At 41.2% G+C, this 25,473-nt stretch carries 27 protein-coding genes and 1 pseudogene; 10 read left to right on the forward strand and 18 right to left on the reverse strand.

The window, feature by feature from the left end; all coding sequences use genetic code 11:
- Nucleotide 1: 1 nt before the first annotated feature.
- The 3 genes from HPY31_RS17630 to HPY31_RS17640 form a co-directional block, all read right to left on the reverse strand.
- A complete protein-coding gene (locus tag HPY31_RS17630) occupies nucleotides 2–1,054 on the reverse strand; it encodes a hypothetical protein (protein WP_253901850.1) in 1,053 nt (350 codons plus the stop codon).
- A 695-nt stretch (nucleotides 1,055–1,749) separates the two neighbouring features.
- On the reverse strand, nucleotides 1,750–1,923 hold the full coding sequence (locus tag HPY31_RS17635) for a hypothetical protein (protein WP_253901851.1): 174 nt from the start codon (nucleotides 1,921–1,923) through the stop codon (nucleotides 1,750–1,752).
- 111 nt (nucleotides 1,924–2,034) lie between these two features.
- Complete coding sequence (locus HPY31_RS17640; protein WP_041749236.1) at nucleotides 2,035–2,514, reverse strand: hypothetical protein; 480 nt, start codon at nucleotides 2,512–2,514, stop codon at nucleotides 2,035–2,037.
- Between the two features lie 316 nt (nucleotides 2,515–2,830).
- On the opposite strand from HPY31_RS17640, the pseudogene HPY31_RS17645 reads away from it, so the two are divergent.
- Nucleotides 2,831–3,004 (forward strand): annotated as a pseudogene (locus tag HPY31_RS17645) (IS256 family transposase); the annotation flags it as partial.
- 117 nt (nucleotides 3,005–3,121) lie between these two features.
- On the opposite strand, the gene HPY31_RS17650 reads toward HPY31_RS17645, so the two are convergent.
- A complete protein-coding gene (locus tag HPY31_RS17650) occupies nucleotides 3,122–3,775 on the reverse strand; it encodes a lysozyme inhibitor LprI family protein (protein ID WP_172141776.1) in 654 nt (217 codons plus the stop codon).
- A gap of 253 nt (nucleotides 3,776–4,028) precedes the next feature.
- On the opposite strand from HPY31_RS17650, the gene HPY31_RS17655 reads away from it, so the two are divergent.
- Complete coding sequence (locus HPY31_RS17655; RefSeq protein ID WP_172141777.1) at nucleotides 4,029–4,184, forward strand: hypothetical protein; 156 nt, start codon at nucleotides 4,029–4,031, stop codon at nucleotides 4,182–4,184.
- Between the two features lie 673 nt (nucleotides 4,185–4,857).
- On the opposite strand, the gene HPY31_RS17660 is transcribed toward HPY31_RS17655, so the two are convergent.
- A complete protein-coding gene (locus HPY31_RS17660) occupies nucleotides 4,858–6,135 on the reverse strand; it encodes a helix-turn-helix domain-containing protein (RefSeq protein WP_172141778.1) in 1,278 nt (425 codons plus the stop codon).
- A gap of 225 nt (nucleotides 6,136–6,360) precedes the next feature.
- On the opposite strand from HPY31_RS17660, the gene HPY31_RS17665 reads away from it, so the two are divergent.
- From HPY31_RS17665 to HPY31_RS17675, 3 genes are all read left to right on the forward strand, one after another.
- Complete coding sequence (locus HPY31_RS17665; protein ID WP_172141779.1) at nucleotides 6,361–6,552, forward strand: aspartyl-phosphate phosphatase Spo0E family protein; 192 nt, start codon at nucleotides 6,361–6,363, stop codon at nucleotides 6,550–6,552.
- A gap of 217 nt (nucleotides 6,553–6,769) precedes the next feature.
- On the forward strand, nucleotides 6,770–7,195 hold the full coding sequence (locus tag HPY31_RS17670) for a hypothetical protein (protein ID WP_172141780.1): 426 nt from the start codon (nucleotides 6,770–6,772) through the stop codon (nucleotides 7,193–7,195).
- A gap of 169 nt (nucleotides 7,196–7,364) precedes the next feature.
- On the forward strand, nucleotides 7,365–8,081 hold the full coding sequence (locus tag HPY31_RS17675) for a hypothetical protein (RefSeq protein WP_172141781.1): 717 nt from the start codon (nucleotides 7,365–7,367) through the stop codon (nucleotides 8,079–8,081).
- A 481-nt stretch (nucleotides 8,082–8,562) separates the two neighbouring features.
- On the opposite strand, the gene HPY31_RS17680 is transcribed toward HPY31_RS17675, so the two are convergent.
- A complete protein-coding gene (locus tag HPY31_RS17680; protein ID WP_216675696.1) occupies nucleotides 8,563–8,712 on the reverse strand; it encodes a hypothetical protein in 150 nt (49 codons plus the stop codon).
- Between the two features lie 377 nt (nucleotides 8,713–9,089).
- On the opposite strand from HPY31_RS17680, the gene HPY31_RS17685 reads away from it, so the two are divergent.
- Nucleotides 9,090–9,602 carry an SMI1/KNR4 family protein gene (locus HPY31_RS17685; RefSeq protein ID WP_172141782.1) on the forward strand — a complete coding sequence of 171 codons (513 nt, stop codon included), beginning with the start codon at nucleotides 9,090–9,092 and terminating at the stop codon, nucleotides 9,600–9,602.
- Between the two features lie 1,080 nt (nucleotides 9,603–10,682).
- Here HPY31_RS17685 and HPY31_RS17690 read toward each other — a convergent pair.
- Nucleotides 10,683–11,558: an NgoPII family restriction endonuclease gene (locus HPY31_RS17690; RefSeq protein ID WP_172141783.1), complete on the reverse strand. Its 876-nt coding sequence runs from the start codon at nucleotides 11,556–11,558 to the stop codon at nucleotides 10,683–10,685.
- Between the two features lie 106 nt (nucleotides 11,559–11,664).
- Between HPY31_RS17690 and HPY31_RS17695 the strand changes: the two genes are divergently transcribed.
- Nucleotides 11,665–12,912, forward strand: coding sequence for a DNA cytosine methyltransferase (locus HPY31_RS17695; RefSeq protein WP_172141784.1), 1,248 nt, complete (start codon nucleotides 11,665–11,667; stop codon nucleotides 12,910–12,912).
- Between the two features lie 226 nt (nucleotides 12,913–13,138).
- On the opposite strand, the gene HPY31_RS17700 is transcribed toward HPY31_RS17695, so the two are convergent.
- Both HPY31_RS17700 and HPY31_RS17705 read right to left on the reverse strand, forming a co-directional pair.
- A complete protein-coding gene (locus HPY31_RS17700; RefSeq protein ID WP_172141785.1) occupies nucleotides 13,139–14,776 on the reverse strand; it encodes a DUF6119 family protein in 1,638 nt (545 codons plus the stop codon).
- 412 nt (nucleotides 14,777–15,188) lie between these two features.
- Nucleotides 15,189–15,404, reverse strand: a complete 216-nt coding sequence (locus tag HPY31_RS17705) for a DUF4368 domain-containing protein (RefSeq protein WP_172141786.1) — start codon at nucleotides 15,402–15,404, stop codon at nucleotides 15,189–15,191.
- A gap of 229 nt (nucleotides 15,405–15,633) precedes the next feature.
- Between HPY31_RS17705 and HPY31_RS17710 the strand changes: the two genes are divergently transcribed.
- Nucleotides 15,634–16,011: a hypothetical protein gene (locus tag HPY31_RS17710; RefSeq protein ID WP_216675698.1), complete on the forward strand. Its 378-nt coding sequence runs from the start codon at nucleotides 15,634–15,636 to the stop codon at nucleotides 16,009–16,011.
- Entirely contained in the window at nucleotides 16,001–16,183 is a 183-nt protein-coding gene (locus HPY31_RS28640; RefSeq protein WP_216675699.1) for a hypothetical protein, read from the forward strand. Before HPY31_RS17710 ends, HPY31_RS28640 begins: the two co-directional genes overlap by 11 nt.
- A gap of 180 nt (nucleotides 16,184–16,363) precedes the next feature.
- Here the strand turns inward: HPY31_RS28640 and HPY31_RS17715 are convergent, their stop codons facing one another.
- The 3 genes from HPY31_RS17715 to HPY31_RS17725 form a co-directional block, all read right to left on the reverse strand.
- Complete coding sequence (locus tag HPY31_RS17715; protein ID WP_172141788.1) at nucleotides 16,364–17,080, reverse strand: HNH endonuclease; 717 nt, start codon at nucleotides 17,078–17,080, stop codon at nucleotides 16,364–16,366.
- 162 nt (nucleotides 17,081–17,242) lie between these two features.
- Nucleotides 17,243–18,679, reverse strand: coding sequence for a 23S rRNA (uracil(1939)-C(5))-methyltransferase RlmD (rlmD, locus tag HPY31_RS17720; protein ID WP_172141789.1), 1,437 nt, complete (start codon nucleotides 18,677–18,679; stop codon nucleotides 17,243–17,245).
- Nucleotides 18,680–18,797: 118 nt separating this feature from the next.
- The gene (locus tag HPY31_RS17725) at nucleotides 18,798–19,688 is read right to left on the reverse strand and encodes a diacylglycerol kinase (protein WP_012684448.1); all 891 of its coding nucleotides are present in this window, start codon (nucleotides 19,686–19,688) and stop codon (nucleotides 18,798–18,800) included.
- Between the two features lie 142 nt (nucleotides 19,689–19,830).
- Here HPY31_RS17725 and HPY31_RS17730 point away from each other — a divergent pair, with 142 nt between their 5' ends.
- Nucleotides 19,831–20,805, forward strand: coding sequence for an ROK family glucokinase (locus HPY31_RS17730; protein ID WP_172141790.1), 975 nt, complete (start codon nucleotides 19,831–19,833; stop codon nucleotides 20,803–20,805).
- A 72-nt stretch (nucleotides 20,806–20,877) separates the two neighbouring features.
- Here the strand turns inward: HPY31_RS17730 and HPY31_RS17735 are convergent, their stop codons facing one another.
- The 6 genes from HPY31_RS17735 to HPY31_RS17760 form a co-directional block, all read right to left on the reverse strand.
- Nucleotides 20,878–21,780 carry a DMT family transporter gene (locus tag HPY31_RS17735; RefSeq protein WP_172141791.1) on the reverse strand — a complete coding sequence of 301 codons (903 nt, stop codon included), beginning with the start codon at nucleotides 21,778–21,780 and terminating at the stop codon, nucleotides 20,878–20,880.
- Nucleotides 21,781–21,847: 67 nt separating this feature from the next.
- The gene (locus tag HPY31_RS17740) at nucleotides 21,848–23,029 is read right to left on the reverse strand and encodes an ABC transporter permease (protein ID WP_172141792.1); all 1,182 of its coding nucleotides are present in this window, start codon (nucleotides 23,027–23,029) and stop codon (nucleotides 21,848–21,850) included.
- On the reverse strand, nucleotides 23,029–23,757 hold the full coding sequence (locus tag HPY31_RS17745; RefSeq protein WP_172141793.1) for an ABC transporter ATP-binding protein: 729 nt from the start codon (nucleotides 23,755–23,757) through the stop codon (nucleotides 23,029–23,031). The genes HPY31_RS17740 and HPY31_RS17745 overlap by 1 nt, the downstream gene beginning before the upstream one ends.
- 27 nt (nucleotides 23,758–23,784) lie before the next feature.
- A complete protein-coding gene (locus HPY31_RS17750) occupies nucleotides 23,785–24,255 on the reverse strand; it encodes a hypothetical protein (RefSeq protein ID WP_172141794.1) in 471 nt (156 codons plus the stop codon).
- Between the two features lie 111 nt (nucleotides 24,256–24,366).
- Nucleotides 24,367–24,705 (reverse strand): hypothetical protein, encoded by a 339-nt coding sequence (locus tag HPY31_RS17755; protein ID WP_016741198.1) that lies wholly within the window; start codon nucleotides 24,703–24,705, stop codon nucleotides 24,367–24,369.
- A gap of 142 nt (nucleotides 24,706–24,847) precedes the next feature.
- Nucleotides 24,848–25,360, reverse strand: coding sequence for a hypothetical protein (locus tag HPY31_RS17760; protein ID WP_172141795.1), 513 nt, complete (start codon nucleotides 25,358–25,360; stop codon nucleotides 24,848–24,850).
- Nucleotides 25,361–25,473: the final 113 nt, after the last annotated feature.

Here is a 25,473-nt window from a genome sequence, read left to right on the forward strand (position 1 = left end):
CTCATCCCCTCTGTTCCATTGATAAATTCCGAATTTCCCTTTTGTTTCTACGCTCTTTTAGGTATAGATAAAATACAATTCCATACTGGATCACCGTTATAGACAAGAAAACAACGGAATCCCAGAATTTCATATCTTCTCCTGTAAATATGGAGAGAAAAATATTCGTTAAAAGTTGAATAGCGACCGGAATCATATAGAGTATCATTCCTGTCATCATCATCCAGCCAGTTGCGTAAAAAAAGCTGTACCATCTTGCTACCTGATGATCCCGTTCCGTATACTTGGACATATCGACCATCTTGTTCTTTTTTCCAATTAGTCCATACCATATATTTTTCAAATAGGAACGTGTAGCCTCCTGAAGATTTACACACCCCAACATCGTAATCATTAAATAATAGATATCTGTTTGAAGATGAAAATAAAATTGCCAGAAGAAACGCAACAGTGTTGTAAATGCTAGTCCCATACAATATGCAGCTATGATTGTCTTCTCACCTGTATTTATCCAAATTGCACCAGCAACGATCACCAATAAGGAATACCACAAAATATCACCGAACATTCCAATTAAAAAGGGAAGAATACGCTTTCGTTTTGGGAATCCCCAAATACCAGGCATGGAAGAAGTGAAGACCAAAAAGTACATTCTTCTGCCTATACTTAGTTCTGACGGGATACCCAGTCTTCGTCCGGCAAGCATGTGCATCATTTCATGAAACAAGATCCCTGGAATCTGACCGATCGTCATGCCAAGAAAAATCGCCATGGCGTATTCGGAAAATAAGATGCTTTGTCGACCTGGACGAATCTGTGGATATTGGTATAACAACCACAAGGCACAGGTTATGATGGCACCATAAATCAGCCAACCAAGTGGAGAAAAAGCTAGCTTACCCAACCATTGCCCCGATACTTTCTGCGCTTTCGTTTCCTTTTCCTCAACATCACAAATAAATGTCAGGTCACGTAATGTCTGCAAAAAATCATCCATGTCCACTTCATCGTGATAGGTATCTTGATACCAGGAATGCGCTTCGGCAACCCCCATGCCCTCTTGCAGTTTTCGTACAAGTGCTGCTCCATCCTCAGGAAAAACAGCAAACGTATCCGTTCCAAATCGCCCAATCAGGACTCCTTGCTTATCCTCCAGAAATGTTAACGGGTGTAATTGGATCATGCGATTTTCGTTCATGACTTTCCTCCCGGATGTTGTCATGCTATCTTCATAATTGAAAAAGAGGGGCAAATGCCCCACTTTTCCGTGTTACTAAAAAATCTTTATGCTTCCATACATGTGCAGTCGTACATTGTGTTAGCTACTGAAGTCAATTTTACAGGCTCGGTTTTTTGCACAGTAATTTTTTTCATAATAATGCCTCCAATAAATTGTTATTTATACCATATTCGCGAATGTATGGTATATACTGGTAATGATAGCTTGTATTTTTCAGACTGTCAACAATCTTTTGATTTTTTTGAAAATAAAATATTTTCAGTAAAATACAAGAAAACAAAGGTAGGTAAATTAGGATTAAAAGTTATGCTAACTAGGGATGTTTAACCTTTGTTACGAGGCGAGCGTAGGGGAATTAGGTTATATTTTTCAAGCAATTTTTGTCGCAAAAAGGACTATAGAAAATTTCTCACCGAGCAAACGAGGGTTATATCCGATTAAGAAAAACAAATCATTTCATTCGTCACCCACCCCATATAAATAAAAAACCTCAGAATTTTTTCTGAGGTCTAGTCACTATGGAGTAATCCTTCAGGTATATTGATTGTAGTGTAGCTTTCCATACCCTCATCCAAACGCCCTAATTTAGTTTGGAATCTGCCTTTGAGTTGGTAGTAAGCACCAATCGAGCGGTGTTTATAAGGTGTCTGAGGATTAGCAGGTAAGATTGCTTTCTTATTCATCAGCACTTCTTCGATAGCTAGAGGACCTAGTGAGTGTGACAAAGTGATTTTTAAAAATTGGAACTGATAAGTAAAGCCGTACCGGTATTTCAAGAGGGTACGGCTTAGTTATTACTCAAACTTGTCGTTGTCAAAACACATTACAGAAAAGGAACCATCAAAATTTTCATCTGATGAAAATTCAATTAAATGATTATCAGCACCCCATCCCTCATTAGGGTCAACATAAAATGATTTAGATTCCCCTTTTTTTACTGATCCTGACATCACTATTTCGTCAAAGTGCGTATTTTTTACTGTAAACGTGAGTTTAGCTTTTCCACTATTTTTTATCCACACTTTCCCATAAGCGTAACCATTAGGAACGCTGAATGCATAACTAACATTCTTTTCATCAGTAGGCAACGTTCCACTTTTAATTCCAGGTCTTTTTCCGTAAGGTTCGAAAGCTCCAGCTTTGCTGGATTCAACTTTACTCAACATCACTTGGTTTGTTTCAACAGAATCAGTTGAAGCCATAACACCAGCCCCAATAGATAGACTGCTAAGTAAGAGAGCTATTGCAATTGTCCCTTTAATAACTTTCTTCACAAAAAAACCTCCGTCGCAATTAATTTAGACAAGTGTCGTGCACGACTATATATAACTATAATATAAGGAAATAAATGGAATATCAAATTTTTTTGAAAAAACAAAACTAATAAGTAAAGCAGAGTGATGTAATTTCTTGAGAGACTTGGAGAAGGGTTTGTTTCATTTCTTGTTCTTGAAAATCGAACAGATAGTACATTAATAAAAGAGGCTAAAACCCTTAAGGTTTGGTATTATCCCCTCGTGGTTGACAATGAAAAAAGTCTGTCTGATAACTCAACCTCTAAACTACAATTAGTCTTAGAAAGGTTGGGAGATTTTTATGATGTCAAAAGAGCAGATCAAGCAGTGGATCAAGGAGAAGGATATGAAGTCTGTGGACAATGTTCAGTCAGCCTTGAAGGATTTGTATGCTGAAACGATCCAAGAAATGCTCGAAGCTGAGATGGAGTCCTCACTTGGATATGCCAAGCATGACATGAAAAACAAGCTAATTAGGGGGATGAAACCTTGTCATAAAACGGTTGATTGAGTTTACACAAAAATCTTGACAGACCCTTACTGTCTTCGAAACATCACCTAAAAACCTTTGATCAAGATTCCAACTCTATTTTTTACTTTGGTATAAAAACTCAACTTCACGATCTAGCAAATATCGATATTCAAATAATTGCATTGTTCTTTCCCTAATTCTCTCCCGTATAACCCTGCCTAGGCTTACCGATCCTTGTGATCCAAGGTAACGATTATCAATAAATGTCTTCTCTACAAATTTTGTTTCCCTTACGTGATACTGTAACCATTCTTTCTGCGATTCAATTAGTGCTTCTCTTGGTTCTCTATCCAACTTAGAAAGAAGCTTTTTATATATTTGATTCAACTCTTTATCCCAAATCTCTGTATATTTGCTTTCCAAAGCCCCCCATCCCAATGTTGTAATTATCTCTTTGGAATTTTGAAGTTCATTAAATTCCACTTCATAATCATGATCGATAGGATTTCGAAGCATTTCATCATAAAATTCTCCAGTCAAATCATAGTTCCCAATGTTCATGGATAACACTTCATTGTTAGAAGGATCTGATCGACCTTCAGTTATTTCTTTCGATTCTGTTCCATTACCTGTACTCACTACATCAGGAGGCAATTCCGAATTCATTATTGATTTAGTTTCGCTGTTCAAAGTAGTCGATTGACTAATATTTTGACAAGATGACAACATTATCGTAATAAAAAGTAATAAGAGTATCTTACCTTTCATAAATTATCTCCTTAACTATTATCTTTACTATTTATCGGTAATGGCGCATAACGTCTTATTCACGAACTTCGTAAATAATCCCATATATAGGGTATTCTCGAAAACTTTTGAACTATCCTGCGCGTAACTTTAAGAAAGGACCTTTTGCGTACAACAAATTCTTAAATAATTTGGTACGGAGCAAACGAGGGTAAACTCTGCCGCAACATTAAAATGCAAATCATTCGGCACTGGGTGGGGTCTAAAAAATTCGTTGTTTGCACAGCTTGACATTGATGATGAACAAGTTCTAAAACAATTGCTCCATCAAGTAATTGAAAAGATAGAAGTCCATCAAGATGGCTCTATCAAGATTCATTACAATATTGCTCACCCTCAGGAAATGAGCGAACTATTGCAAGGGGCTTAATCGGAAGCCCCTTTTAATTTAAGTAACACTGTACACTCCACATGTGTGGTTTGCGTAAAATAGACAAGCTTCCGATGTGGCAGTATTCGCTAAGTAATTTACGCAACAGAGGCACCACTTCGTACTTAGAATGAAGATAGGACTCAGACAAGTCAAAATAAAAAGCACCCTGATTATTTTAATCAAGGTACAAAAGGAGTTCACTTTTCTATAGGAATATGGCACCTAATTAATGCCCGGGGTCAGCAACGTTCTGCTTTACTTTAAATATATGTGCCGTATTAGTGTTAGTCACGTCTGTAGGTAGCCAATTGACACACACAGCCATGGACAACGATAATACTAGCAAAGTCATTGCCTTTTTCATCTGGGCACCCTCCATATTTTCCAAAATTACCTGCGGTGGCATCCTTTTCATTTCAGCAAATATTGTAGATATTTGTGTAGATCAAATGAATAAAAAGCACTTTACCAATAGTTGTCAAAGTACATCTGTCAACACAAGAGTAGGGCTTCCAACTTTTACCACCCTGGGTCAGTGCCGTAGGAAACTATCATAGAATGGTTTGGAATGGCTTGTACCTCAGTTGCTTGAATAGTCTGAGGCATAGCAACTAAGAACACCGTCATTAATATACGCAAGAGAAGCTTGTTCATCACTTTCCCCTCCTAGTTATCTGGATATTATAAGCTCATTATACACTTTTTGGATATCTTTTATTACGAAATAATCCATCTCTTTCTTGTTTTTTGTGTAATAATTTAAAATTTGATTTACACATTCGTATCCTTTTTCATGAGCGCTAACTTTAGCGTACTCGAAGGTAGCTTTTAAATAGCTATCTACTGCATCTCTAATTAGACCGAGACGCATTTTATAATCTCCTTTTAACCTAAAATAATAGGCTAATTCTGTTTTCTTGAATGGAGTTCGTATATTTACATTGTTCATCTGACCTTCATACTTTAGAAGATTTTCTATGGAATGAAAATCATTGCTTTTTAGGTATAACTCAAATAATTCATTAACAATGTGAATGATATTATTGTCCGTAGCCTCTGAAAGACAAGCTTGTAGCTTCGTGATAGCTAAATTAAGATTGCCCTTCTTCCCATTAATAGCCCCTTCCATTACTTTTACGGTTTCAGTTACGTGTGGGTATGAATAATGACTAAACAATTCAAGGTATTTTTCTGACAGCCCATAATCCCCCAAATAATAATGCGAGTTGCATATTGCCAATGTTGAATCAGCTTTGATTCTGCTTTCAGTCCCATCTTCTTTTAAAACATGTTGACAAAGTTTGATGCAATCATCAAATAATCCGAGATTATAGGCATGGACTCCCAGTTTATAATGCAAAAGTATCCGTTCATCAGGAGATAAAAACTCCGCATAATGCAAGATTTGCTCCCCAGACTGATATGTTTGAGGTAATTTAGTAAAATCATCTCGTTCAATCAGATATTTCTTAAATAAAGCTTTTGCAATGTATATCGGCTCACCACATTGTCGTGCATAATTTGCGATGGCCTTATAGAGAGCTAAACAAATTTCGTTATTTGCTTCAACTATAGCATTCGAGTCTCCGAAGCAATAAAGTCGCTCTAATGCCTTCTCAGTCTTCTCATTAGGAGATTGAAGAAATTTCAAAGATACTCTTTCGACTAATGAAGTATAGTCACATTGAATGATATCCTGAAGAATTTCAAATAACGTTTCACTCCTAGTCTCATCCTCAAGGTATCCTTCAATAATTTCTTCATACGGAAACGGAAATAAAGTGGCTAACGACTTCACTGTTTTAAATTCAGGGCGTTTTGTTTCTCCACTCTCTATTTTCTGTAGGACACCCCTGCTTAAACCAGTTCTATCCTCCAACTGAGCAAAAGACAGGCCGCTATTTCTCCGGTATTCAGCCAGCATATCCCCGATCGTTTTCTTTTGCACTATATTCCCCCCAATACAAAAACTTCCTTTTTCTTACAAACCAATCGAACAGGATTGTAACAAGGCACCAAATATGAATCAACAAAAATTGATCGACAAAATATGATTTATTTTGGCGAAAAATAGCGAAATACGTCAAATGTATCAAGGTAAATTTTTCCATAACTCTTATGATATCAATGTTATATTGCAAATGAGGGGTGAGGCTATGGGGGCCAAGTAGCAATGAATGAATGGCATAAAGTCAGTAATGAAGACCTACTCCAGATCATCGTTGGTCTTCGCCAGAAACTCAGTCAGGTTATAAAGAAAAATGGCAGGTTAACTGACAAAACTGTGGTGGAGGTGAGTCAGGAGCTAGATAACTATATCGTAGAGTGGCAACGTAGAAAGAATATCAACCGAAAAGAGCGATAATATCGAATTGAGCAATCTTGGTACTCAGCAGCGTAGTTTTCCTACAAAAAGAAGGACGCTCCTCTGCTTCCAGTCAATGGAACGTCCCATAAATAAGAAGCCTACGCCCCTTATCCGCAAGAGTACCATCGAGTTAAGTGAAAGAAAAGACCCAATCATCTTTATTCAAGGAATACTGTGGTAGGGTAAAGACAATCTTTTAAGGTAAGGGAATCCTATGAAAAAGAAATTGGATACCAACTTGAGAGAGCGAAATAAACTAAACGAGAAATTGAACAAAATTTTACTTGAAAGATTATTATTGCAAGAACAAGAAAAAGCCTTGATGTTAGAAACGAAAAAAGTGTTAAACCGAATTAAGGAATTAGACTGTACCTCGTCTGCAAAAAAATATTTTTCGTTCAAGAGTAGGAAAACTCACTCTCACTACGATTATTCAGAGATCGCCCAACTTATTAGAGAAATATTGAGCAAAACTGAGGAGGGCATGATTTGGCAGAATGTTCTATGTAATGAACTTCAGAAAAGAGGTATTACGTTTAGTAATGCACATGTTATGTTCAAAAATACGTTGCCTTATTTAAGTGACGTAAAGAAAGAAAAGATTGGCAGGAAGATAAGATATACCCTCCTCACAAAGTAGATTCACATAAATACATCAGCTAAAAAGGCCGGGATGCTAATTCCGACCTTTTTTTACAAGTTTTATAAATATTACAATGAATAATTAAGATAGTCGACCGATGTACTGAATTAAACACTTCTTGATAATATGACAACGTAAGTAAAAAAATCCCATTGGAGGTAAGTCGATGAAAAAGTTTATACTTTCTCTCCTATGCACAGTCATACTATTTGTCCCTTCTGTCTCTTTTGCAAAAGATTCTCAGGCCCAATCCGCCGCAAAGTATCCCATTGACGCAAACGCCAAAAACGTAGAAACCATAGTAGACACTACGTGGAAGAATAGCCCTGACATTCTAGAAGATTCAGCTAATAACATGGTTGTACCAACCAGGGAAGACTGCGGTTGTGATGAAGTTATTAAAAAAAGGACAAACATGATTTACATTGACGACACAATGCCCATAGAGTACACCATCCACAAAGGAAAATTAGTTCTTTTGAAAAGACCTGATCTCCACTATTACACCCAAAACTTCACACAAACCTGGTGGAACCAGTACAGTGGAAAGTTTGCACAAAAAGCAGCAGAAGGAGCAGGGACTTATGTCAGTTTCAGAATCGGAGGAAAAATGCCATATATGGCAAGATTATTGAAGCTAAAAGACCGCTTTGAAAAACCGTTTCAGTATGGAGACTATGCACTGGGAGCATTAGCATGGATGCAACAAGAAAAAGTACCTCTTTGGGGTGATATTATTTCAGCGTCAGTCCCGAAAAGTGGTACAGAGATTTCCCTCATTTACATTAGCGAAACTGGGAAAGATTATAGCTGGAAGTATCGTGCCCGTTTTGAGGTTGAGAAGGATGGAACAGTTAAAGTAGATCATTGGGTAGTGGATTAGTTAGATTTGAAGAATATGAAGGGATGTCTTCTAGGCATCCTTTTCGTTTTTGGTATAATTTAGGTTATGGGGGGTGGTAAAGGTATATGAGCGAATCTGTCTTTAGTTTCATAGAGCTGCTTGAAATTGCTGGAGGCATATTCTTTTTCAGTTTGTTTAGGTATGGATTAAGTAAGCATAATGCCACTTGGAAGTTTATTATTCTTGAATACTTTGCTATTGTTATAAGCATTTGGATTATTAAATCGTTGGTGAATCTTATTTTTGGTTAGGGGAACATGTCTGGTGATAAACCAGATACATACAAAACATACCGAATAGATACACCTATTCAGTTACTTGGTAGCAGCCATGACCCACTCTCTACTTTCAACGGATAGCGTTTCATTTGTAATAGGTAGCATATTAGTACAGAAAAGAGAGGTTCTCCGCCCCACTTTTTCAGTCCGCCAATCCATCTCCGCTTATTTTTGGCGACATGCTAGGCATACCCAAGAGTGGACTCGATCTCTCCTTCGAGCATTTCTTGGATCGTTTCTGCAAACAATTCCTTTAACGCTGATTTCACGGCATCTACCGACTTCATATTCTTCTCTTTGATCCACTGCTTGATCTGCTCTTTTGACTTCACAAAAATCTCCCAACCTTTTTAAAACTAATTGTAGTTTAGAGGAAAAGCAACGTATATATCCTCGCAAGCTTGCGAACAACTGGGTGAGCGATAATAACTTTAGAAATAATTTTATAGATAACTACGAAAAAAACTATGGTCTCGCTCAACACTTTGGCTTGGGATGAAGTTTCAATCCATCATATGATCCCGCTAGAATACTATGGATCGAATGATATGAGTAAGTTGATTCCTCTTCTCAGATATCCAAACAGCAACTCTAACATCCTGTATCATGATGATGTCACTGACTGGTGGAGAAGTTATCGCAGAAATTAACGTAAAATTGGGCTGTCATTCAATTGACAGTCCCTATTCCCATTGAAGGATGTGATCCTGTGAGTAATCCTTTTGAAGCCCTCATTAGTAAGATCAGGGGAAGTAAGACAAGTGTAGACGGGAACGTTCATATCAAAAACGAAAAATATCAATTTACATTCTACTTCTCGAACGAGTCTATCACAGACACAAAGGAGAAATTAAAGTCGTTTGAGTTACCAGAGGATTACGTCAGTTTTTTAAGCCACTACGAAAGTGCAACACTATTCAAGAGCGCCAAGCATAACTCTGGGGGTTATGATGTGCTAAGTACCGAACTCGTCATTGGGTACTGGAAAGGCTACAGCATCGACCATCCTTACTATCCTATCGTTTGGAGTGATATCTCAAATAGCTGTATATGTGTGGATCAAGACAGAATACATAGTGGCAAAGGTTACCTCACATGGGTTGGATCGATACTACCAGACGATACTATCGACATAGACCTGACGTTCACAGAGTTGCTGGAACAACTTATTGAGCATGACGGAATTGAGTTTTGGGATCAACCCATTGAGGAGGAAGAGTAAGAAAAAGGGCGCATTTTATAGTGCGTCTTCAGGATGAATCGGACGACTAATGCATGACTGCCAAAAAGCTGGGGCTAAGCTCTCGGCTTTTTTCTGTAAGTTGGAGACGTTTAACAAACAAAAAAGCAGAGGAAGTCCCTCTGCTACGCCAATACGTATCCACTACTTGTTCTTATTCTCTAACAATGCCACACTCTCCACATGCCCCGAAGTGACAGGGAGTACACCTGGAATATGGAATGGCATTTGCTCTAATTCGGGGCGGCAAAACTAAGCTGCTCTTTTTATTACAAACCTTACTTCTAAAACACCACTACTTAATATTGTAAACGCTAATCAAAAAGTTGACCATTTTTGGGGCAAACGCTCATCTTCGAGTTGACCACCTACGATGCTTCATTTCACACAAAGTAGCATTTTATTTCCTTCACCAATGATCGTCAAGGATAAAGGGTAAACCCCTACGTAAGTCCTTGACGATCCTCGGCTCAGTAAAAACATTTGCAATTAGGTGTGAAAATGATGATGTGTGTTTAGTCTTCCAGGTGGGTAACTTTATGTTGAGTAAAGTGGTCAACAATTTGGCGAGCGTTCACATAATATCAAACCCTAGTATGTATAACTCAATTCCCTCTCTCTTCCTACATTCTTCCATTTCCCATCAAAAATAAAACCTTATACAAAAACAGAGAAGATAAAGATGGGACAGGGTGTAGCATTGTAATATAGTTTGAACAAAAATATGGAGCAAACTCGTATTTTCGATAATAGAAAGAGTCCATTTTGAAAAAAGTTTGATTAACATGGATTCTTTTCTTATGATTTAGTTATAGTTTTTACAAAAAAAGTTTGATTATTTTTAGCACTCCTTCTTCGAAGCACCCGTTAATTTAACAAGAAATAGTGACCGTACATTCCAAAAAGTTGATTTAAAACCCAGACTTTTACATTCTCCGGAAATCCACTTTTGAAAAACTGCAATTAAATTTATTAAGGCTAAAATGTTTTGTTCAAGTTTTTCTTTCTCTTTACATGCATAACATGCTCGTAGTAACAAGACTCAGTATCTACTTATATTTATTAATCCGTCCAACCTTCGAATAAAACTGCTTCAAGTTTTTCACTCGGGTTATTTGGGTTTGGGATATATATCTCTGTTTTTTTCAGTTTTCTACTAGCAAAGTGCACTGAAAAATCAGGTTTTTCTTCTAGTGCTATGTAATCGTCATTTAGCATAACTACAAATATTTTTGATGCATCCGTAGGAATATCATCATCTCTAGTAATATATTCACTAAACACTCTATGTGGATGTTCTAATTCATACATTCCTCGAACTCGCAGGTTTGATATTTTTAATGGGTCAATTCCCTTGGCACGAGCCAATTCCATAGAAGCAATCAATGTGGCATTTGTGCTTGCTACAGCGTCCCTAATCTCATTAATCAGGTTTAAATAGATAGATCGGTCGGCTACCATTGTATTCCCGTAAGCAAACCAAAGAGAAAGAAGTTTGTTATTTTGAGTGTTTAAATTACCAGCAACGTAAATGACCTCTTTTCTCTCCCACTCTTCCTCGTTAATCTCTCTAGGTAAGTTCTGACTATCTGGATAAATGTAATCTTTTGGATACGAACTGTTTAACGCTAGAGTAGAATAGCTCTGATTATTTAGTTTTTTCGGCTCTACACCAACTCCACCCTTAATAATAAAATCAGGGAAGTTAGACGAATTACCTGTCCAACTTAGATATTCATTGTACTTCTTCATTTTCTCTTGTTCGTACTGGTATTGACTTGCACCTGTACAAAACATATCTTTTATGAAAAATTCAAGGCTATCTCCTGCAGCATTTGCTGAACCGTTTGACCGAAAAATAGGTGTGAGAATACTTGAATTCCTGTCAAGAATGTTCTTTAAAGCCACTAAAACATTTGTAGTAGGTGATTGTGCCATTCCAATGCTCCTTCTGTTTTTTCCTTTATTTTCTCATAAGAACAAAGACTGGCCAAACCCAAGCTATTATGATAAGATGCAATATATTGAAAAGGAGTGGTTTCTTATGGTAGTTGCTGAAAGAGAAAAAAGACCTTTCGTGTCTTCGCTTACTTTCACGCCCGAAGAAGTACAAAACGTTTTGTTCGATAAAATTCGCGAAGAAAACGAACTTGTTCAAACTAATATCACTGAACAAGACAGATTAGAAGAAAAAGAAATGCTAAAAAAACTTCATTATGCCGAAGGAGAAACGAATATCGTTTCGTTATTTTCGGGAGCGGGTGGCCTAGATTTGGGAGTAGAACTTTCTAGTATGGTCGTTCAATTTGGTGAAGAAAAAGCATACAGAGCTTTTGAAAATAAAGAAGACTATCTGAGATTGCGTAGTAATGTAAAATGCAATTTTGTTTATTCAAATGATATATTTACATCAGCAAACTTAACTTATATTAATAATTTTGCTCCGACTGTTACTAAAGTCGCAAAGGATATTCGTAAAGTAGCAGAATTTCCGAGGTGTAACCTCATGCTCGGCGGATTTCCATGTCCCGGTTTTAGTAGTTCCGGTCCTCGATTACTCGATGATCCACGGAACTTTCTATACGTCCACTATATTCGTGCCTTAGTGCAAAGTACACCCGAGTTTTTTGTTGCTGAAAATGTAAAAGGTCTTTTGACAATGGCAAGAGGACAAGTTCTTAGTCAAATGATAGAGGACTTTAAAGCTGCGGGTTATTATGTCACTGCTCATTTAGTAAATTCTCGCGATTACGGCGTTCCTCAACTCCGTGAACGAGTATTTATTGTTGGAATCCGCAATGATATTCGTGAGAAATATGGTTTTGAATATGAAGTTCCCGAACCGACTCATGGAAAAGGGAAGCTACCATATGTCACTTTGAAAGATACAATTTGTGATTTACCTCTAGATGCTAAAGACGTTTACGAAGGCTCGTTTTCAAGTATGTATATGAGTCGTAATCGTAAAAAGAGCTGGAACGAGCAAAGTTTTACTATTCAAGCGAGCGGTAGACAAGCTCCAATGCACCCCTACGGTGAACCTATGAAGAAAGTTGGAAAAGACTCTTGGGAATTTCAAGGTGATTTTAATCGTCGTTTATCAGTTCGTGAAGTTGCCCGAATTCAAACTTTTCCTGACTGGTTCGAGTTTTCAAATGGTAATAATGAAAACGTTACGAATAACCATAAACTTAATGAACAATACAAACAAGTCGGCAATGCAGTGCCAGTGTTACTAGCTGAAAAAATGGTGCGTCCAATTATTAAGTTCTTATATGAAAAGATTATTTAAGTAAGAATTAAATTCATAGAAAGAAATTCATCAATGCTCATTCCAATTTATTGGAATGAGTTTTTTAGAAACGTTAGTACAAGAAGAACTACAAAATTAAGGATTGTAGTCAAAATGTGATCAATTGCTTAACTCAATAGTTTTACCAAAACAAAAAACCCTTGAATCCCAAGGGTTTTCACCATTTACTTCCGATTAAGCAAAGCCACACTCTCCACATGTGTTATTACTCTTCTCCTTCATCAGTATCGCCTATTTCTCCGTGTACTAGTATTTTGTATAAAGCTACTTTTATTCCTAATCTTCTAATAAGACTAACATGATGCAAGAGATTTACTTTACTAAAGAACGGCAAAGTCGTTCTAATATCGGTCTGCTTTGGAGAGGAAATTGCATAAACTAGGGTGCATTCATTGTAGGGGAAGTTTTCAATGCTATAGTTTTCTTCAGGAAATTTTTGTGCAGCTTGTCGTACCACATACTGCCGATAATCAGATGAGTCTTTTAATAAAACCATTGATACAGAACCTTGTGCAAAAAGATGACTTAAAGTCGCTGATCTTGTTCCTTTTTTAACGCAAACAAAATGCTTATCTTTCGACAATAGGTCACAAACTTCGATTTTGCTTCTCGTATTTGTCACCTGAAAATTCCGCTTATCCAAACATAGAAAATATTCCGAGTCCTGTCTTTCGTTGTAACTCCCTTCGGGCTCATTAGGTTGAATTTCACTGAGGAAATCATCATTTTCAACTAACGGTACTTCCATTATTTCATTATCAATTCTTGCAATATAATCATTATCAATTTTATACCAATTGTTAAGCGAGAAAATGTAGGTATTCTGGTCATGCTCAGTTTGGTAAATCACAAAATGATTTAGCGATACTGCGGTAGTAACAGGACTGTTCGCATCATCAAATCCAATTATTTTTATTTTCTCAATATCATTGGGCGAATCGAATCCAATATTTTGAGCATTAAGGAATGCGTATAAATCTTCTAACGTGACCTCAGTAGTATCTTTTCTTTTATGCCCCCGTTTAATTTGGTAAGTGGAACACCTTTCATATTCGATCATATCAGGATAAGCCAAAGAAAGGTTATCACTCTGACGGTTACGAATAGCAGTAAATAAATTCTCATTTAATACAGTAACTATCTCAGGGTCTCTAATTATTTTTATATTATCAATAAATCCGAAATTTTCCTTGTAATCTTCGCTTAAATATAACTCCAATATTTGCAGACATTTCTCACCTAATTTCGAAAAAGTTATATCGCTATTCAAACTTAGAGAAGAAGTAGAACCCCTTACAGAAGTGCCAAATTCCTGATCTCTTGATTTTCCCGAAACAAGATTTATAAGATCTTGCTCAAAATCCAAATCAAACTCGCCAATCTCACTGCCCTTATTAAAGAGTACTCTCTTTTGTCTCGTTTTTAAGTCAATATTCCTTACATCAAAAGCCTTAAGTTCCTTAGTATCAATGGAATTTAACGCTACCTTTAACCCAAAGTTGTTTTCTAGATTATTTTTATTTATCGCTGTAAACCCAAATCCACCAGTTATAGCGAAAAAGTATGGCATGTCATCTTTCAATACTTTAACTAAAATGACAAATGAGTTAACTGTATTTTTAATTTCATCCCTATTTGGAATTTGTAAATCCCTTTCAAGAAAGGTTATCCATTTGGGCTCTTTCGATCTATTTCTTTGAATAAAAACTTTGAACTCGAAATCCCTTTCTGCTTCTTTTGGTTGTAATTCAAAGTAGTTATTTTTCTCATTAACTTTATTAGGTAAAATCAATTGATTAAAATTTCTTACATTCTCATTAAAGAGATAGTATGATAGCTTCAATGCAAGCCCCCCATGAATTGGAAAACGCTTATTTCTACAGTCTTCTACAAAAGGACTTAAATTCCTTCATTATTGCTATCGTGTATAAACAAGGGTTGAAATTCATTGCGGTAATAATAAGAAATTATTTGGTATTCGGTGATAGATTAATACACTCATAATTTTACAATTGGGTTGTAGTTGCCCTCCGTACTTTGATTCAAGCGATAGGGTACTTCTTTGTTGGCTTCTAAATAGGGATACAGAAAGAGCTGCTATCCCAGCAGCCCTTATTTTGTGTACTTATTCAAAGAAAAGAAGAGGGACAGTACCCCGCTCCATTAGTATTACCCACCAATTTATCCTAACTATTAGTTTTTCCTAACTAACAACGCAACCGACTCCACATGACTTGACTACTGGTCACTGTATATTAAGCCGAATTAAGAGCGTTGGGGGCGAACTTGTAATAAATGTTCACCGTGCCATCCGCTTCAACAATAATCTTGTCAACAAACCTATGAACCATTTCAGGAGTTAGTTCAGTTAGCTTCATGAACTTCCTAAGTTCTTTCTTCAATCGAACTAAGCTTCCTGTAGGATCATCATTCTCTTGAAGGGATTTCAAACCTAGTAGCTGTTCTTGCAAGCTAGTAAGTTCAGCATTGCTGTCTATCGCTTCCTTGTAATCTACCTCTGTAATCTTTCCTCTTGCCAGAAGGAAAAACCCTTACTTCCATTATAGTTATTATCAGCGTAAACCTAACTTCTTTGCGGTGTGGCTTCTGCCCAAGAAGCAATACGTTTACTGCCATTTCAACGCTATGCTTTCCTTCAATCCTGCTAACCCATCATTTGAAACATTGAAAATATTCAACATGATTGAACCTGAGAGATGGAAGGTAAGCAGACTTGATATTGCTTTCGACTTCCTTACCCCTTATGATGACTGTTTTCTCTTGCCGCCGCCGACTAACTTGAAGATTAGTCGATATGACTCAACGCTTTATTATGGGGCGATCAATTCGCAATGCACAGTATGTCAGTACGACAAGCAGAAGCAACTGAAAGAAGTGAAAGGAATTGATTCTATTCCGCTGACTAGAATTGAGTTCCGCTTCAAGCCCAAACTAAAGCCAATAACGGAGTATGGATGGGAAGACTTCAAAAAGATGCAAGGATACCACTTCATACCTGATACACATGAAATGACAGGCTTGAGATGCTTACTGAAAAGTATCACTAGTGAAACGTGAATGGAGAGGAATAGGAAGGAAGGACAGGCAAAAGATAACGGCGACGGTAAAGTCACAAACAGCAGACATGCTCACTATGTTCCTGACATATATTGAAGGGGATATAGATAGCTTTATGCTTGATGGTCTTATCATGACTCCTAATGAACATGACTATAAAAATGAAGGATGAAGAGCGGCTAAATCGTGCTCGCCCTTTTGTTTATTTTTAGTGGTCTTCTAGGCTTCTGCTTATGTAGACCCCACCCAGTACCTAGTCAAAAAATTTTGACCTTACCTCAATAATTTATGTTCGTAAAATGCGTATGAAAAATTTTCAGAAATACGAGTCTGTGAATAATATTCACATATGTCAGTCTAGTTCATCAATCCCTTGTTTTTCCATAGATAGTTTCAATCTCTGTCTCATCCTCTCCTGTGAAGGATGTTCATTTTTGTTCATGGGAAAACGAATAAATTCGTTGTTAACCTCGATATTCCCCCGATGAATAACAATCTTACCATTAGGTTTAACAAGGATACTCCCCTGTTCATATGCTTTATCATGATTTGAACATAAGCAAATACCATTATTCACACTATCGTCACCACAAAAGCGAGCAGGAAAGATATGAGCCGCTACCAAAAGTGAAGTATCATTAATGTAGCACATAGCACACTGGTTATCATAAGCTGTTAAAACTATCTTTCTGAATTTTGGGTCTCTAACCACCTTTTTAACTACTTTCTCTTCATGTTCCCTATCCATTGGATACGGACTCTTACCAGAGTATTTTAGGTTTACGGTTCCATCTGCTTCAATAATAGCAACTGGTAGTAAGTTATATCGATTCTTTGATAAATCCAAAAAGCCTCTAGTTCCTTCCTCATCAAATATAATTTGAACCCTTATTTCCCCTCTGTTATGTTCATCGAAAGCAAGAGCAATTGGAAATAACCCTTCATCAGGTAACTCTTCTAGAAACTCTTCATTCAATTGACGGTTTCGTTTTTCACGAATTGCTGCTTTATTGGCATGGATTAGTTCAGTTTTTGTGAAACATTTCCCTTCGCAATTTATTGGATGCAATTCTATCCCTCCGTGTTATTCGTAAAAAGTACTTACTAAAAGTTTTGTATGTACAACGTTGGTTATTAATATGTATTACAAATTTTAACACCCATTACAAGTATAAAACAAATGAAAAAGCAGAGGAATCTTGAATCCCTCTGCTACGCCAATACATCTCTACTATTTGTCCTTCCTCACCAACAGTGAACAGCACTCCACATGCCCCGTATGCGGAAACATATCCACCGGCTGCACTTCCTTCACTGTGTAACTGTCAGAAAGCACCTTCAAATCCCTCGCCAACGTAGAAGGATTACAAGAAACATAAACCACCCGCTCCGGCTGCATCTCCAAAATCGTCGTCAACAACGCCTCATCACAGCCTTTGCGCGGTGGGTCAACCACAATCACATCCGCCCGTATGCCCTTCTCGTTCCAAGCCGGAATCACAACCTCCGCAGGCCCTGCCTCAAACGTCGCATTCTCCACGCCATTCAACTGCGCATTCCGATTCGCATCCGCAATCGCTTCTGGCACAATCTCCACACCGTACACATGCTTGGACTTCTGCGCCAAAAACAGCGAAATCGTCCCGATACCGCAATACGCATCAATAACTGTCTCCGTACCAGTCGCACCCGCGTACTCCAGTGTCTTGTTGTACAGCACCTCGGTCTGTGCAGGATTCACCTGATAAAACGACCGCGCCGAAATGGCAAACTTGATCGACCCAATATAATCGTAAATCACATCGCTGCCCCAGAGCGTCACCGTCTTTTTGCCAAAAATAACGTTGGTCTTGTCCGGGTTGATGTTCTGCACGATACTCGTCACGCCAGCTATCTGTGTACGAATTGCTTCCACCAGCTTATCGCGCTGTGGAATCTGCTCCTCTGTCGTCACGAGCACGACCATGACTTCCCCCGTCTTGACGCCAACCTTTACAACCACATGACGCAGCAAGCCTGAATGGCGCACCTCGTCATAGGCCGTGATATTCAGCTTAGTCGCCGCCTGCTTCACGACTGCCACTGCTTCATCATTCACCTGATGCTGGATGAGGCATTCGTTCATGTCGATGATCGAGTGGGATTTCTCCGCGTAAAAACCGCCGACCAACGCCCCGTTTTCCTCGCCGATTGGTACTTGTGCCTTGTTACGATAGCGCCACGGATCACTCATGCCGAGTGTCGGATGAACGGTAATAGCCCCTTCCCCTTCGACTTGGAAACCGCCAATGCGGCGCAGGTTGTCCCGCACGATTTGCTGCTTGTGTCGCAGCTGCTCCTCGTATGCAAGATGCTGCAACGAACAGCCACCACAACGGTCGTACAGCGGACAGGGCGGCTGGAAGCGATGGGTACTTGCTTCTACTACTTCTGTCATCTTGGCAAAGCCGAAGTTTTTCTTCACATGATCGACACGCGCATGAACCCGCTCTCCTGCAAGTGCGCCATCCACGAACAGCGTATATCCTTCAATCCTGCCGACTCCTGCTCCTTCGTGGTTCAGTCCGGTTATCTCCACTTCCACGGTTTGTCCGACACGTACAGGGACGTCCAGCTCCACTTTGGCTGTCGGGTGCGGACCGCGCCGCTTCTTTGTTGTCTTCGCCACTATCTATTGCTCCTTTTATCTTGCTCTATAGGTTTTCGTTTTCGCTCCAGGAAACATGCAGGGATGCACAGCGAAAAGCGGCATCCCCACGGCTATTGCTATTCATTTTACTATCTTCTTACGGGACGAACAACTCGATATGCCCCGGCAAAGCTTCCACCACGCAAGGCAGCTGTCCGCCCAGCTCACCGTCCAGATTGAGCTGAACCTTCTCTCCGCCCGGCGAAGTGGCTTTGATATAATCTGCCTGGAAATACAGGATGTTCGGGTCCTTTAAGTGCTCGCCGCGAACTGCCTGTGTCGCTAGGCGGATAAACTCCGCAATATTCATCTTTTTCACGACGATGACATCCAGCTTGCCGTCTGACAAGTCCGCATCTGGGGCGAGCCTGTCGAAGCCACCTACGGATCGGCTATTGGCGATGAGGAACACCATGATCTCTTCATCTAGCAGCACCTCTCTGCGGCTCTCCAGACGAACACGGATCGGGTGCAGCGATGGCAGCTTCTCCAAACCTTTGACGTAATACGCCATTTGTCCGATTAGCGTTTTCAGCTTGCTTGGGACCTCATAGGTCAAATTCGTCAGAGAGCCGCCACCTGCGATATTCATAAAATAGCGGTTATTGATGCGTCCCAGGTCAATACGTTTTTTCTTGCCCTTGGTGATAATCTCTGTTGCTCGTGTGATCGATTTCGGAATACCGACCGCCCGGGCAAAATCATTGCTCGTTCCGCAGGGGATTATCCCAAGAGATGGACGTGCTTTATGCTCTGCCATCCCATTGACTACTTCATATATGGTTCCATCTCCACCAGCGGCCAAGATGACGTCAAAACCGCGAGCTACTGCACGAGCAGCTTCTTCTGTCGCATCATCTTCCCCTCTGGTCGCATGGCATGAAGTTTCATATCCGGCCGACTCCATTAAATCGAGGATTTCCGGCAATCGCCGACGCACGATCTCCCGGCCGGAGCTTGGATTGTAGATTAATCTGGCTCGTTTCAAGGCAGATCCCTTCTTCCTTCCCTCGCTCACGGGGGTACTCTCTTCCATCATATCCTGTATAGCCATTTTTGGGAATCGCTATGCTCCATATAGCGTGATAAGATAGAAAAAGATGGAAAACAAGGGATAGGGGAGACGACTTGTGAAGAAGATCATCGTGGGAGTAGATGTGGGTGGCACTGCAATCAAGATGGCTTTGATTACGCCAAACGGCGAGCTGGTTACAAAAATGCAAGAACCGACGCCAGTTGCGGACGGCGAGGATGGCATTTTGCAAAAAATCGTAGACATGTCTCATGATCTTCTTGCGCAGCATGACTATTCTCTTTCACAGGTCTACGGAATCGGTGTAGGCGTACCCGGACCCGTTGATGGCGAGAAGGGAATCGTCTTCCAAGCGGTGAATCTTCACTGGCGCCAACCCGTTTTATTAAAGGAAAAATTGGAAGCCCTTACAGGTCTGCCAGTCGCAGTTGACAACGATGCCAATGTCGCAGCCCTAGGGGAAATGTGGCAAGGTGCTGGCCAGGGTGCGCAAGATCTCGTTCTCATTACACTCGGTACAGGTGTAGGTGGAGGCGTCATTTTGAATGGAAAGGTCATCCATGGCATTAACGGTGTGGGAGGCGAAATCGGTCACATTACGATGACTCCAGATAGCGGTGCCCCTTGTAATTGCGGCAAAACAGGTTGTCTCGAAACATATACGTCGGCGACTGCCATCATTCGTGAAGGGCGATTTGCCGCTACCAATGGATCAAGCCCGGCGCTTGCCGCTGTACTAGCCGCCAAAGGAAACATTGCCGCGAAGGATGTCCTCGAGGCAGCCGTAGCAGGAGACACAGCAGCTCTCGCGATTATCGATCAAGTGGCGCTCTACCTCGGTCTCGCTCTCTCTCATTTGGCGAATGTGCTCAATCCCGCGAAGTTTATGATCGGTGGAGGCGTGGCCGCAGCAGGTGACTTCCTCTTTTCCCGAATCCGCGAATCATTCAAACGCTTCGTTCCATTCAGCTATGTCGTCGAGTCCACAGAGGTCGTTCCGGCCAAACTCGGCAATGATGCGGGTGTGTACGGTGCGGGCTGGTTAATCCGCTCACAGCTGCACGAATCCTGATCGGGTCACATAAAATGAATAGACGCTCCTGCACGTGAAGCCTCACAGCAAGAGCGTCTTTTTGGTATAGCTTTATGAAGAAGCCTGCCTGGGTGCCAGCTCTGGCTCCCCGCCTTTCCCCGAAACAATCAGCGCAGCACCGACAAGCACTGCACATCCCCCCAACAATTGAAGCAAGCTAAACGATTCGCCAAACAACAACGCCGAAAACCCAAACGTGACAACAGGCTCCAGCGTGCTTAGCACGGACGCTTTGGTTGACCCGATCAGTTGCAAGCCGCGGAAGAAAAAACTGATGGCGACTACCGTGGAAAAAACGACGATCCCCAAAAGCGCCCACCACCCTTGCACCGCAAAAGTCAGATCGACCCCACCGTCTTTTAGCGCAATGAAAAAGGTAGAAATGGTAGCAAACAGGGCGATGTACGCAGATGTTACATAGGACGAAACACCTTTTACCACCCGATTCCCCACCACAATATAAACGGAATAAAACAGCGCCGCAGCAAGAGCCAACGATACGCCAATCGGCTGAATCCCGCCAAATGACAAGCCGAGCACCAGTCCAAGTCCGACAAGTGTAATCAGCATGGCGATGACAGTCTTTTTCGTCAGCCGCTCTTTCTCGACGAAGTAGCTCAATATGGCAACAAACACCGGAAAAGTATACAGCAGCAAGGCCGCCATTGAGGTCGGGATGTACTGCACCGCCGAGAAAAAGCTAAGGGATTGCAGCGTGTACAAAATCCCGCCGAGACAAAACATCGCGAGCACCTGTTTTTTGTCCAAGCGAAGTGACTCCTTGCGCCAGAGCAACAAACCAAAAAACAGGGCAGTCGCCAATAAAAACCGCAAAAACAAAAGCGTCGAAACAGACACACCCGCTTCGTAGGCGTACACAGCAAAAATAGACATGACGCCAAAGCCAGCAGCCGATCCGAAAATATATAGCACACCGACATACAGCGGATTCACAACATTTCACCAGCTTTCTCGAAATGACAGCGACAAAAGAAGCAACAGGGCAGGTTCATTTCTGTGTTCAGTGCTTTAACCCCGCTCCTTCTCTGCGGAATATGCGCGACGCGAGAAAAATAGTGAAAACCACATAGACAAGCAAGGAGCCAATTCCTAGAAGCGCATGAATCGGGTCGACCTTACCATAAAACACTTCCTTGGACAGTGCGACGCCGTTGAACACAGGCATCACGTAATAATGTGCAGGGATGTCGACCGGACTGACTGGCATCAGCATGTACGAGGGGACCATCGCCAAAAACAGGACAGCACTCATGTACGTCTGTCCCTCTTTAAAAGACTTGGCAATCGTACTCAAAACAAGCTCCAACCCTGCAAAAAGCGCCGCCAACAACAAAATAGTCACGATCAGCACCAACAAAGTGACAGGCGAGAAGAACGCGAGTGTAAAATGCTCTCCTTCCGTCGCCATTGGTCCCAGACGCATGGCCAGTGTGACAGAAATTAGCGATGCTACTGCCCCCATGGTACTCATCGTCATGACAGCCAACAGCTTTGCCGTGAGGATGTGCTGGGCTGCAATCGGCGCCGTCAACAGCGATTCGAGCGTTCCCCGCTCTTTCTCACCAGCGACGAGATCATTCGCTGCGGCCATTCCTGCGGATGCGAGTGAGACTACCAACATCAACGGAATGATGCCAGCCAGCATCCCTCCCGACTTCCTTTCCTCAGAGGCTGCATTTTGAAAGGTGGAGACAATCGGCTGAATCGTTTGCTCGGACAAGCCCGCTTGGTTCAACCTTTTCGCTACAACGTCTTTGCTGTAAGCCTCTACTGTCTGCTCGATCAGCGTACGGGCATAGTCAGATTTTTGATTGGTCGAATCATAGGCAACTGATAACTGCGCTGTTTTTCCCGCCGCAATCTCTTCATCGAAGCCAGCAGGAATTGTCAAAATAGCGCGCAGCTGACCTGCTTGCAGTGCTTGCTTCGGATCGGACGGCTCCAGGATTTGAACGGCAGGATTTTTTTGCAAAACCGTAATCAACGAAGATGATCCTTGAACGGCTAACGGGATGTACTCCCTCGCTTCTTTTTCCACATTGCTATACGACGTCCCCAGCAAAAAGAAGACGAACGGAATGACGAGCAGTGGCACCAGGAGTGTCCCCATCCACGCCTTGCGATCGCGAAACAAGTCCATCAGCTCTTTTTTGAATACGGTCCAAACGACATGCAAGCCCATCAGCCCTCGCTCCCTTCCACGACAGCCATGAAAATGTCGTCCAGATCCTCTGTCCCAAACTGCTCGCGCAACGTATCCAAACCCCCGGCGAACCGCAGCTTGCCCTTGTGCATGAGCGCAACTCTTTTGCACAGCTTACTAATCTCGCCCATGTTGTGACTGGAAAACAGAATCGTCTTCCCCTCTTCTTGTAGCTTTCCGACCATTCTTCGAAAGATTGTGGCAGCCGTTACATCCAGTCCTGTCGTCGGTTCATCCAATAAAATGACATCGGGATCGTGTACGAGCGTCCGGGCAATCGCTACCTTTTGCTTCATTCCCCGGGAAAAGGCACCCACTCGCCTGTCTAAAAAAGCGTCCATTTCAAGCATGCGGCTCAGACTGCCAATCCGCTCCTCAAGCCTCGTTTGCTCCAAACCGTATAGACGACCGAAATACGCGATATTTTCCCGCGCTGTCAAACGGCTGTAAAGACCCACATCTCCCCCGAACAAAATGCCGATTCTGCGGCGTACTTCAAGCGGTTGCTGCCGAACGGAAAACCCGCTAATCTCGATATCTCCCTCGGTCGGACTTAATACCGTCGCCATCATGCGCATCGTCGTTGTCTTACCCGCACCGTTTTCGCCGAGAAGTCCGTAAACCTCGCCTGCCTCGACCCGAAACGATACATGCTGGACCGCTGCGATTTCCTTAAATCGCTTGCTTACATCCTTGACCTCAATCAACAGCAGCCCCTCCTCTCCCGTATTTTCCTAGAATCGTACCTTCAGCAAGTACGACGCCCGCTTTTCTCCCATAAACGTCACCTGTACGACCCCCATCCGCCCGCGCAAAACCCGGGGTATGGCGCCCGTGACCTGAAATTCTCGCCGCTTCTCATCGACTCGCGCGACAGACACGGAGCCTGGGGGCGAAAAGACCTTGTCGCCTTCCAGTGTGTAAAACGAAAGAGTGATTTCTCCCGCTTGTCCGTGGGCTTCTCCCGAAAAACGGATAATCTCCATCATTCCTGACACCGCTGACACTTCCGTGAGGTCAAAAAGCGGGTGACGCAGATTCTCAAGTGTCTGCCCTTTTTTCCAGTCCTGCAAAAACGCGTCAAACTCCTGTACAGCAACCATCCACGCCGCCGAGGAAACCATAGCCGTAGGGACATGCGAAGGTATTGCACTAAACAGAAGTGCAGAAGACGTCATCACCAGTGGCAACCAAATAGAAAACATGCTAATTCCCTCCAATAATTGGTTGCCCTTAGCATGCCCTTACAAAAGTTACCCGTATGTGTCTTTGACGAATCAGAATCTTTTGACTTTGAAAGTTGTAACCCTCGTATCCTATAAAGGATAACGCTCTTTCCACTTGGTCAGGGAAAAGCCTTCAAACAACGCGACGAAAGCCTCCGTATCGTTAATATAATGACGGGTTTCTTTTGCCTCTGGATGCTTTTCTAAAAACAGCGTCGCTACCAAATGGCTAACAGGAACACCTTCTGCCTCTTGATCGTAAATGCCCCGTTCAGCGAGCACTTTGCCAAAATAACGGACATAGGTAACGGTTATTGTTTTTTCTTGACCATTTTCTTGCCACGTAGAAATAGAACGATCAAATGTATCAGACGGTGAACCACCTTTTCCAGGTGCCACACTTTCTCCTGCCACAGAAATGAGCTTCATGTACTTCCATCCTCCTTTTTCTTCCTGTACGTTCATTATAGGGGAGAGTGGAAATTGTTACAAATCGGTCGGTGCGTTTCAAAGTCTTTTACTTTGTTTGAACTCACCCTGTCTGATCAAACTCAGAGTAAGTTCAAATAAATTACTTGGGGAGCACTTCATTATTAATTACACCAGACTTCAATTCCTGCCATCCTTCAATTCCTGCTTCATTTATTAGGTTAGAAAGTTTGCTACTATCATACTTATCAAAGTTATACTTTTCATTCACTTCCACATGCTTCGCATATAGTTTACTGTCAGTAGTAATGACATACAAATAGTTTTGACTCTCTGCAATCTTGCCATCTCTCATAAATTCAAAACGAAGGAGATAGACTCGGTCAATATTACTAACTGTAATTTTCTGGTCTTTTTCCCCTTCATTTATCCATTTGTAAATTTGTTCGATTTGCCTTTTATCTTCGCTAGATTCTATTAATTCTGGTTGTGGTTTATTTGACCCATTTAAATACGCTTGAATCCATATCTGTGAAGGTGCTTTTTGAGATTCTTGTGTTGCTTCTATTGGCGTATGTACTGGTTGAGTCCCATTGCACCCTGAAATAAGGACTGTTAAAAGAGAAAAAACTACTACTCCAATAAATTTATTCATGCTACCCTCCTAAAAGAATTACACTGCGACAAAAATACTTGCCACAGCGCTCTTTAATTACCAGAACATGTCATAATATTTTAGCAAATACATATCACCTTAGTCCGTAGCCC

The sequence above is a fragment of the Brevibacillus sp. HB1.3 genome, assembly GCF_013186635.1.
GTDB classification, from domain to species: Bacteria; Bacillota; Bacilli; order Brevibacillales; family Brevibacillaceae; genus Brevibacillus; species Brevibacillus brevis_D.

What these genes read in the sequence shown, in the direction of transcription:
- HPY31_RS17740 (WP_172141792.1), bottom strand. Translation starts at nt 23,029, where the DNA reads ATGGGCTTGCATGTCGTTTGGACCGTATTCAAAAAAGAGCTGATGGAC.
- HPY31_RS17755 (WP_016741198.1), bottom strand. Translation starts at nt 24,705, where the DNA reads ATGAAGCTCATTTCTGTGGCAGGAGAAAGTGTGGCACCTGGAAAAGGT.
- HPY31_RS17695 (WP_172141784.1), top strand. Translation starts at nt 11,665, where the DNA reads ATGGTAGTTGCTGAAAGAGAAAAAAGACCTTTCGTGTCTTCGCTTACT.
- HPY31_RS17750 (WP_172141794.1), bottom strand. Translation starts at nt 24,255, where the DNA reads ATGTTTTCTATTTGGTTGCCACTGGTGATGACGTCTTCTGCACTTCTG.
- HPY31_RS17690 (WP_172141783.1), bottom strand. Translation starts at nt 11,558, where the DNA reads ATGGCACAATCACCTACTACAAATGTTTTAGTGGCTTTAAAGAACATT.
- HPY31_RS17670 (WP_172141780.1), top strand. Translation starts at nt 6,770, where the DNA reads ATGAAAAAGAAATTGGATACCAACTTGAGAGAGCGAAATAAACTAAAC.
- HPY31_RS17650 (WP_172141776.1), bottom strand. Translation starts at nt 3,775, where the DNA reads ATGAAAGGTAAGATACTCTTATTACTTTTTATTACGATAATGTTGTCA.
- HPY31_RS17635 (WP_253901851.1), bottom strand. Translation starts at nt 1,923, where the DNA reads ATGAATAAGAAAGCAATCTTACCTGCTAATCCTCAGACACCTTATAAA.
- HPY31_RS17665 (WP_172141779.1), top strand. Translation starts at nt 6,361, where the DNA reads ATGAATGAATGGCATAAAGTCAGTAATGAAGACCTACTCCAGATCATC.
- HPY31_RS17760 (WP_172141795.1), bottom strand. Translation starts at nt 25,360, where the DNA reads ATGAATAAATTTATTGGAGTAGTAGTTTTTTCTCTTTTAACAGTCCTT.
- HPY31_RS17710 (WP_216675698.1), top strand. Translation starts at nt 15,634, where the DNA reads ATGATTGAACCTGAGAGATGGAAGGTAAGCAGACTTGATATTGCTTTC.
- HPY31_RS17630 (WP_253901850.1), bottom strand. Translation starts at nt 1,054, where the DNA reads ATGGGGGTTGCCGAAGCGCATTCCTGGTATCAAGATACCTATCACGAT.
- HPY31_RS17675 (WP_172141781.1), top strand. Translation starts at nt 7,365, where the DNA reads ATGAAAAAGTTTATACTTTCTCTCCTATGCACAGTCATACTATTTGTC.